The sequence below is a fragment of the Enterococcus hailinensis genome (assembly GCF_045862035.1).
GTDB lineage: Bacteria > Bacillota > Bacilli > Lactobacillales > Enterococcaceae > Enterococcus_A > Enterococcus_A hailinensis.
Genome location: NZ_BAAFRV010000034.1, coordinates 1 through 7,069, shown reverse-complemented (window position 1 = coordinate 7,069; position 7,069 = coordinate 1). Strand labels below are relative to the sequence as shown.

General features: G+C 39.8%; 6 protein-coding genes, 2 pseudogenes and 1 riboswitch. Of the genes and pseudogenes, 5 read left to right on the top strand and 3 right to left on the bottom strand.

The genetic code is table 11. The features are described from left to right. A pseudogene (locus ACKTSC_RS13020) lies at window positions 1-100 on the bottom strand (IS6 family transposase); the annotation flags it as partial. Window positions 101-291: 191 nt separating this feature from the next. On the opposite strand from ACKTSC_RS13020, the gene ACKTSC_RS13015 reads away from it, so the two are divergent. Continuing rightward, window positions 292-1,656 (top strand): FAD-dependent oxidoreductase, encoded by a 1,365-nt coding sequence (locus ACKTSC_RS13015; RefSeq protein WP_003728481.1) that lies wholly within the window; start codon window positions 292-294, stop codon window positions 1,654-1,656. Window positions 1,657-1,901: 245 nt separating this feature from the next. On the opposite strand, the gene ACKTSC_RS13010 is transcribed toward ACKTSC_RS13015, so the two are convergent. Next, window positions 1,902-2,771, bottom strand: a complete 870-nt coding sequence (locus tag ACKTSC_RS13010) for a glycine betaine ABC transporter substrate-binding protein (protein ID WP_003728480.1) — start codon at window positions 2,769-2,771, stop codon at window positions 1,902-1,904. A 90-nt stretch (window positions 2,772-2,861) separates the two neighbouring features. Here ACKTSC_RS13010 and ACKTSC_RS13005 point away from each other — a divergent pair, with 90 nt between their 5' ends. From ACKTSC_RS13005 to ACKTSC_RS12990, 4 genes are all read left to right on the top strand, one after another. After that, entirely contained in the window at window positions 2,862-3,131 is a 270-nt protein-coding gene (locus tag ACKTSC_RS13005; RefSeq protein ID WP_479992642.1) for a DUF6339 family protein, read from the top strand. Continuing rightward, on the top strand, window positions 3,077-3,451 hold the full coding sequence (locus ACKTSC_RS13000; protein WP_013315184.1) for a DUF6339 family protein: 375 nt from the start codon (window positions 3,077-3,079) through the stop codon (window positions 3,449-3,451). Before ACKTSC_RS13005 ends, ACKTSC_RS13000 begins: the two co-directional genes overlap by 55 nt. A 163-nt stretch (window positions 3,452-3,614) precedes the next feature. Continuing rightward, on the top strand, window positions 3,615-4,406 hold the full coding sequence (locus ACKTSC_RS12995) for a UPF0236 family transposase-like protein (protein ID WP_077295908.1): 792 nt from the start codon (window positions 3,615-3,617) through the stop codon (window positions 4,404-4,406). Window positions 4,407-4,631: 225 nt separating this feature from the next. Beyond that, window positions 4,632-4,740: riboswitch (NiCo riboswitch) on the top strand. Window positions 4,741-4,868: 128 nt separating this feature from the next. Next, window positions 4,869-6,752 carry a cation-translocating P-type ATPase gene (locus ACKTSC_RS12990; protein ID WP_003728476.1) on the top strand — a complete coding sequence of 628 codons (1,884 nt, stop codon included), beginning with the start codon at window positions 4,869-4,871 and terminating at the stop codon, window positions 6,750-6,752. A gap of 119 nt (window positions 6,753-6,871) precedes the next feature. Here ACKTSC_RS12990 and ACKTSC_RS12985 read toward each other — a convergent pair. Further along, window positions 6,872-7,069, bottom strand: a pseudogene (locus tag ACKTSC_RS12985) (IS6 family transposase); the annotation flags it as partial.

The following is a 7,069-nucleotide window of genomic DNA, read 5'->3' as shown; positions in this document are numbered from 1 at the left end:
TTTCTTGAACTTCACGATAGCTAAGGTTATAACGAAGATAGTAGCCCACGGCTACAATAATCACATCCTGCTGAAATTGCTTTCCTTTAAAATGATTCATCGTCATTCCTCCTGCTATCTTTTTCTATTATTCTATCTTATTTGACAGTAGATTTAAAAATTTGCAACAGAACCAAATCTTTTATAAAACTGTGTTGCACTTAATTTGATAATTTAAGACAAAGAAGTGTATACTTAGTTGGGTAAATAAATTCTATTTACGATAAACATTGACCTTTGGAGGTAATACGAATGAAATACGTTATAGTAGGAACTTCGCATGCTGGTTTTGAAGCTGTGCAAACTCTATTGAAAAAAGACTCAGATGCAGAAATCGTTGTATTTGAAGCTGGATCAACCGCTTCTTTCTTATCATGTGGTATTCAGTCCTATCTAGAAGACATTTCAAAATCTTTGGATGAATTACACTACGCAAATGAAGCATCATATAAAGAACAAGGCGTTGATATCCGCATGAACACAAGTGTGATTGCCATCAACCCAGAGACAAAAGAAATTACAACACGCACTACTGACGGTGTGGAAGCTACAGAAAGTTACGACAAACTATTGCTTTCTCCAGGTGGTGTACCAGGTACAATCCCGAATGTAGATGACCAACACGAAAACATCTTCTACTTACGTGGTAGAAACTGGGCAGATAAAGTGAAAAATCGTATGTCTTCAGCTAAAAAAGCTGTAGTTGTTGGTGCTGGTTACATCGGTATCGAAGCAGCAATTGCTTACGCACAAGCTGGCATCGACGTAACAGTAGTCGACTTTGTTGATTCAATCTTACCAACTTACCTTGACAGTGAATTCACTAGTCTTCTAACAAAACATATGGAAGAAAAAGGTATGAAGATTAAAACTGGCGAAGGTGTGAAAGAATTTAAAGTCAACGAAAACAACGAAGTAACTGCTGTTGTCACTGACAAAGGCACTTACGAAGCAGATACAGTTATTATCAGTGTTGGGGTTCGTCCAAACACACAATGGTTGAAAGACACTTTAACCCTTGATGGTCGCGGCTTTGTTGAAGTCAACGAACACATGGAAACTTCAGTTAAAGATGTTTACGCTGCAGGTGATGCAACTGCTATTCCTTTTGCACCTACAAACGACAAAGCTTACATTGCTTTAGCAACTAACGCTCGTCGCCAAGGTGTCATCATGGCTCGTCACGCAAGTGGTGATGCAGACGCTAAAATTGGTCGCGTAAACGGTACATCAGGTCTTGCTGTATTTGACTACAAATTCGCTACTACTGGTATCAAGGATGCTAACGCAAACTCTTACCAAGGAAATGTGAAATCTGTTTACAAAGAAGACTTAATCCGTCCTTCATTTATGCATGACGAAGAAAAAGTTTTAATGAAGCTTCATTACGATGCAGATAACGGTCGTATATTAGGTGCTCAATTAATGTCAACTTATGACATTCTTCAAGCTATTAATGCTGTATCTGTTGCGATTGAAGCTGAATGGACTGTAGACCAATTAGCGCAAGCTGATTTCTTCTTCCAACCAGAATTCAGCCGTCCTTGGAACTTCTTAAATGTCTTAGCGCAAGAAGCTCAAGGTCAACCATACGGCGCAGACACAATGCTTTTCTAATCCAAACGAAAGCCACTTTTTCACTACAGATATATAACATTCTTTATAACAAATAAAAGACAGGCGGTAGACTCTCATTTAATCTACTCGCCTGTCTTTTTCTTCTATTATGTAGCTCACGATATCCGGTTCCAAAGGTCAAACTCTTCCAACACTTCCCAAAATACGCCAATTACTTAGCAGTACTTGTTCGGCTTTTGCTCCAGCGCGCCGAGTCTTAGCGACTTTTGTCACACCTCTAATTTTTACTCTAACCAACCATCAACTGTTTCACGATTGGCTTCAATCCAATTATCTGCTGCTTCTTCTGGTTCTACATCTGTCGCTAATTCTTCCATAACAGAAGACATATCTTCAACTTCCCAGTAGAAGTTATCAATAATCTTATAGGCTTCTGGATTATCTTCCTTTAGCCCTTCTCTTGCGTATGAATGAATTTCCTCGTAGCCACCAAAGACATTTTCTGGATCGTCAAGCATCTTAAGATCATAATCCATGAACATCCAATGCGGCTTCCAACCAACCACAACTATATCCTCTTCATTATTGATAGCCTGATCTAATTCAGCAATCATAGCACCTGTTGAACTCACAGAAACCTCCCAATCGGATAGATTGTCATACTCCTTAACAGCATTTTGGGCACTGTTGGTAACACCTGCCCCTGGTTCAATTGCTGTAATAGTTGAATCATTTTCATCCGTGAGGTCGGTAATCGAATTGATATCTTCCATATATGTTGGAACAGTTAATGCTGAAATAGCACCTTCTAGGTTAGCCCCTAAATCAACCATCGAGTCACCATATTTCTCTGCATAGGCCTGGTGCGTTGTAGGCACCCAACCGCCGACCATAGCATCCAACTGCCCTTCTGCAACCGAACTAAACATGATGGCCGGGTCTACTGTTGTAATTTGTACGTTGAACCCTGCTTCTTTTAGCACCTGTGCCAGGACATTTGTTGAAGCTATTTCAGACTCCCAATTCACAGTTGCTAGAGTCACTGTTTGGCCACCAGAATCAGCACCTACAGTCGTTTTATACGAATCTTCACTGCCAAAGGTAAATAATAGCCCTATAACTGTTGCTACTAATAAACTCATTTTCTTAAACATTTTTACACGTCCCAAAAAATGTTTGAATTGGAAAACACCTTATGAAATCTTTTATAAAACTGTGTTGCACTTAATTTGACAATTTAAGCCATAAAAAATCGTATCCATAAGTTAAAACATTTGAATACTGTTGAAGCCTCTCAAGAGACTATTTGGTTTACACTTATAAATACAGTGCATCAAGATTTCCTATTCTACAGATTAATTTCCGAAATTGAAATAAAAAAGATTAAAAGTATAAAGAGTGGTACGCTGTTCACACAAGGAGAACCGAGATCATTAATCGTTCATATTTTATCTCGTCTGTGGTGGTTAGATATTATACAACGGATGATAGTCGCGAAAATCCTTATGAGTTAATGGAGTTTTTTGGGAAAAAAGATATATCTGGGAAGATGATTAGTTTCTTTTCTAGCGTAATGACAAACAATAAAAACATTCGGCTTGGAATTATTTCTGGAATAAAGAAACTATATGATGCTGATTTAATTCCTTACCATAGAGAGCAATTTCGAACTTCAATAATGTATTTTAATTTAATGGGAGGTGTCAGAATCTTAGAAATACTTTCTTTTGAAGAGGTTGAAGAGATTACAATTGAGTTGTTAAAGGAAAAAATAGTGTCACTGACCAAGATATCCAAGTTCTTCAAAAAGCATAATAAATACCCTCTAAAATGAAATCATTTTAGAGGGTATTCTATTAATCTGATTATATATTAGGCTGGAAATAATTATCCTGAATAATTATCCTGAATAATTCATACCTCTATAATTTAAGCTATGAATTATTCAGGTCTAACATATTGTAATTTATATGTACTTGTTATTTTAATCTCCGGTTATTCATAGAATCGTTATACATGAAGGCGTGAATAGGGAGAAAAAGCGGCATACACTGATTAACCCTATGGTTTTTTCCAGTGTAGAATCTAGTCAGGATGCCTTTAAGCAAGCCGCGCATTATTTAAATCAGGTATACAATTTAAAAGATACCATTGTGGTTACGAACAGTGATGGCGGCAGTGGCTATGAAGCAGATAAATTTGAATCCATGGATGGTTATAGTAAGCAGCACGAGCATTTTAGAGACTTATTTCATGTGCACAAAAAGATAAAAGAACGTTTATCCTTTGATAAGCCAATGGCCAAGCAGGTGGAGAAAGCTATCTATCAATATGATTGGGATAGAATTGAAACACTTTGTGCCACCATTGAAAGTCGTCTGATTGATCTTCCCGAAGTCATTATAGAAGATCGATTGGAACAGATTAGAAAGCTCAAAAATTACTTATCTCGGAACTGGGTTTATATCAAACCGTTTAAGAAGCGTGAATTATCGATTGATAGAGGCACAGGGGCTGGAGAGACGGGTCATCGTCTGTATACATATCGCATGAAGAGACAAGGCCGAAGCTGGACAAAAAAAGGAGCTAGCCACGTTGTGGCAATTCTCACTGCAGAGAAAAATGGGCTTTTACAGACAGCTTTAACAGCTGAAATAACAGATAAAGTCGAATCACTAGGTGAAGAGATTAAAGGAGCTGTCCGTCAAGCGTTAAAGAAAATAGATTCTACGGCCAAACAATCCAAACGGGTTCTATCGTCAATTATGGTCCGAAAAGCAGCTTTATAGGCCAACTAGCCCTTTCATTTAGTTAAATGAATAGAAACAAAAAACCGCATTTATTTTAAGGGTCATTTAGAATAAAGGTTACCGAGGAAAACTTGATGCATACAAATGTAAGTAAAGGCTTGACCGATTAAATTTGATGTGCTATTATGAAACTAACTTTACAAGAAAAGTTGATAAAAGACGACAACTTAATATGAAAGCTTTGATTAGGGGCGTTTGAGCTAATCATTGTGATCTGAACAGGCGGTGAACGTAACACGAGGTTCATGCAGCTGGGCTGCAATTATTTGCGGCAGCAGACTATGTATTCTAAGGGCATATCTGTGGGACAGTTAATTCTGTTCTACGGGTATGCCCTTTTTTAATACAGAAAAATAAGTGGAAAAGGAGGGAGACCGCTCTTTAAGCCAGTTGTCTGTGATATGTGATAGAATAAAAATAATGATGAAAGAAGGGAATAACATGATCAGTTATTTAATAAAGAGTAGGCAGGGCCAGTTTTTAGCTATCGGTATTTTGTTTGCCGCAGCTGGCTTTATATTTGGAACGATGAATAGTGAGTACAGTCGCTGGCTTTTCTATGCTGCTATATTTTTCTTAGGCTTTTATGCGTCCAAAAATGCGATCGTAGAAACAGTGCGCTACAAGTCGCCCAACGTGGATCTACTTATGATCCTCGCTGCACTTGGTGCTGTGATCTTTGATTTTGAATCAGAAGGAGCAGCCTTACTACTAATTTTTGCCGCAGCTGAAGTACTAGAAGATTATGCGAACAACAAATCGACCTCAGCGATCTCGGAATTGATGGCTCAGGTACCTGAAACAGCTCAAGTCTTGAAAGAAAATGGTGAAGTGGTAACCGTTCCTACTGAAGACCTGAATGTAGGGGAAAGGGTCGTCGTTTCTAAAGGGGAACAGATCCCGATCGACGGAATCATTGACCGCAAATCGATCGTCAATGAATCAGCTCTCACTGGCGAATCGGTTCCTGTCGTGAAAGAGGCCGAAGATGAAGTGTTCGCAGGAACGATCAATGAAGGCGACGTTTTTTATATCGATGTAACCAAATCCAGCGATGAAACAGTCTTCTCCAATATCATTCGGATGGTCGAAGAAGCGCAGAGCCGTCCTTCACGCATCTCTAAATTCATTGACCGGATAGAGAGCAAGTATGTTATTTCTGTACTAGTTATCGTGCCGATTTTCATCGTTGTGATGTATGCATTGATGGATCTGCCATTCGAAGAAGCCTTTTATCGCGGTATGGTCTTTCTAACAGTCGCCAGTCCCTGTGCCTTAGTCGCTTCGGCCACGCCAGCAACGTTGAGTGCGATCAGTAATGGAGCAAAAAACGGGATTTTATTCAAAGGGGGGGCTGCAATGGAAGCTTTGAGCACGATGGATATCTTATACACAGACAAGACAGGCACGCTGACTTATGGTGAATTCAAGGTCGATGAATACAGTGCTCCCGATGATGTATTGAAAGAAGTGATCTATATGGAACAGCAGTCGAGTCATCCGATCGCTCGAGCTATCGTGACGGCGTTTAAAGAGACGGATCTGAGTTCAGTCGATCATAATGAACCTGTTAGTGAAATAGCCGGTTCCGGTATCAAGAAAGGCACAGTAAGGGTGGGAAAACCTTCAGCCTTCAGTACATTCAAAAACTACGATCGCTTCAAGCAGTACTTCCAAAAAGGCAACACGATCATTCTCGCAGCAAAAGAAGAGGAGGTCGTTGGTTACTTTTCACTCAGTGACCAGATTCGCAGACAGTCGGCAGATGCCGTGGCTAACTTCCAGAAAGAAGGCATTAAAGTCACGTTATTAACGGGTGATAACGAAGAAGTGACAGAGACGGTAGCAGAGGTCGTCGGTGTCGATGACTATAAAGCGTCCATGTTGCCGGAAGACAAGATCGCCTATGTCAGGGAGAGTCAGGATAAGGAAGAAGTGGTCGGCATGATCGGTGACGGGATCAATGATGCGCCAGCTCTGGCAAATGCAGATATCGGGATCGCGATGGGCAGCGGTTCCTCTGTGGCGATGGAATCATCCGATGTCGTTGTCGTTAAAAATGACTTGTCGAAACTGTTCTACAGTTACAAGTTGAGTAAGAAACTGAACAAAATCATTTTGCAGAATGTGATTTTCTCGATCAGCGTGATCGTGACCTTGATCGTCTTGAACCTCTTTGGCGTATTAGGACTTCCACTAGCGGTATTATTCCATGAAGGGTCAACAATACTCGTTATTCTTAATGGTCTCCGTCTACTTGGATCTAAAGGTCCGAAGCAAGAAGAGAGAGTCTCGGATCCATCTTTAAAGTCTGTAAAGGTTTAAACTGAACATTTTATGAAAGAAAGCCCCTGAGACTGATCAAACAGACTTGGGGGCTTTCTAGTGTTGGTTCTGTTGCGAAGTTTGAAAATCAAACGCGCCCTCTCTGAACTCCAAATATCTTAGGCTGTTATTCCCATTAATACCTTGATTTCAGTAGACACCGAAAAGCCGAAGAGCGTTCCATTTCTTCGGTTCTTTTTATATATTCCTCGAATGGTCTCCATGCCCTTAATCGTGGAAGAGGCTGTACGGAGACTTTGATAAAATTTATTTCGTCGTTTAATAGGTCGATGGTCTTGTTCTATTAAATTGTTAAG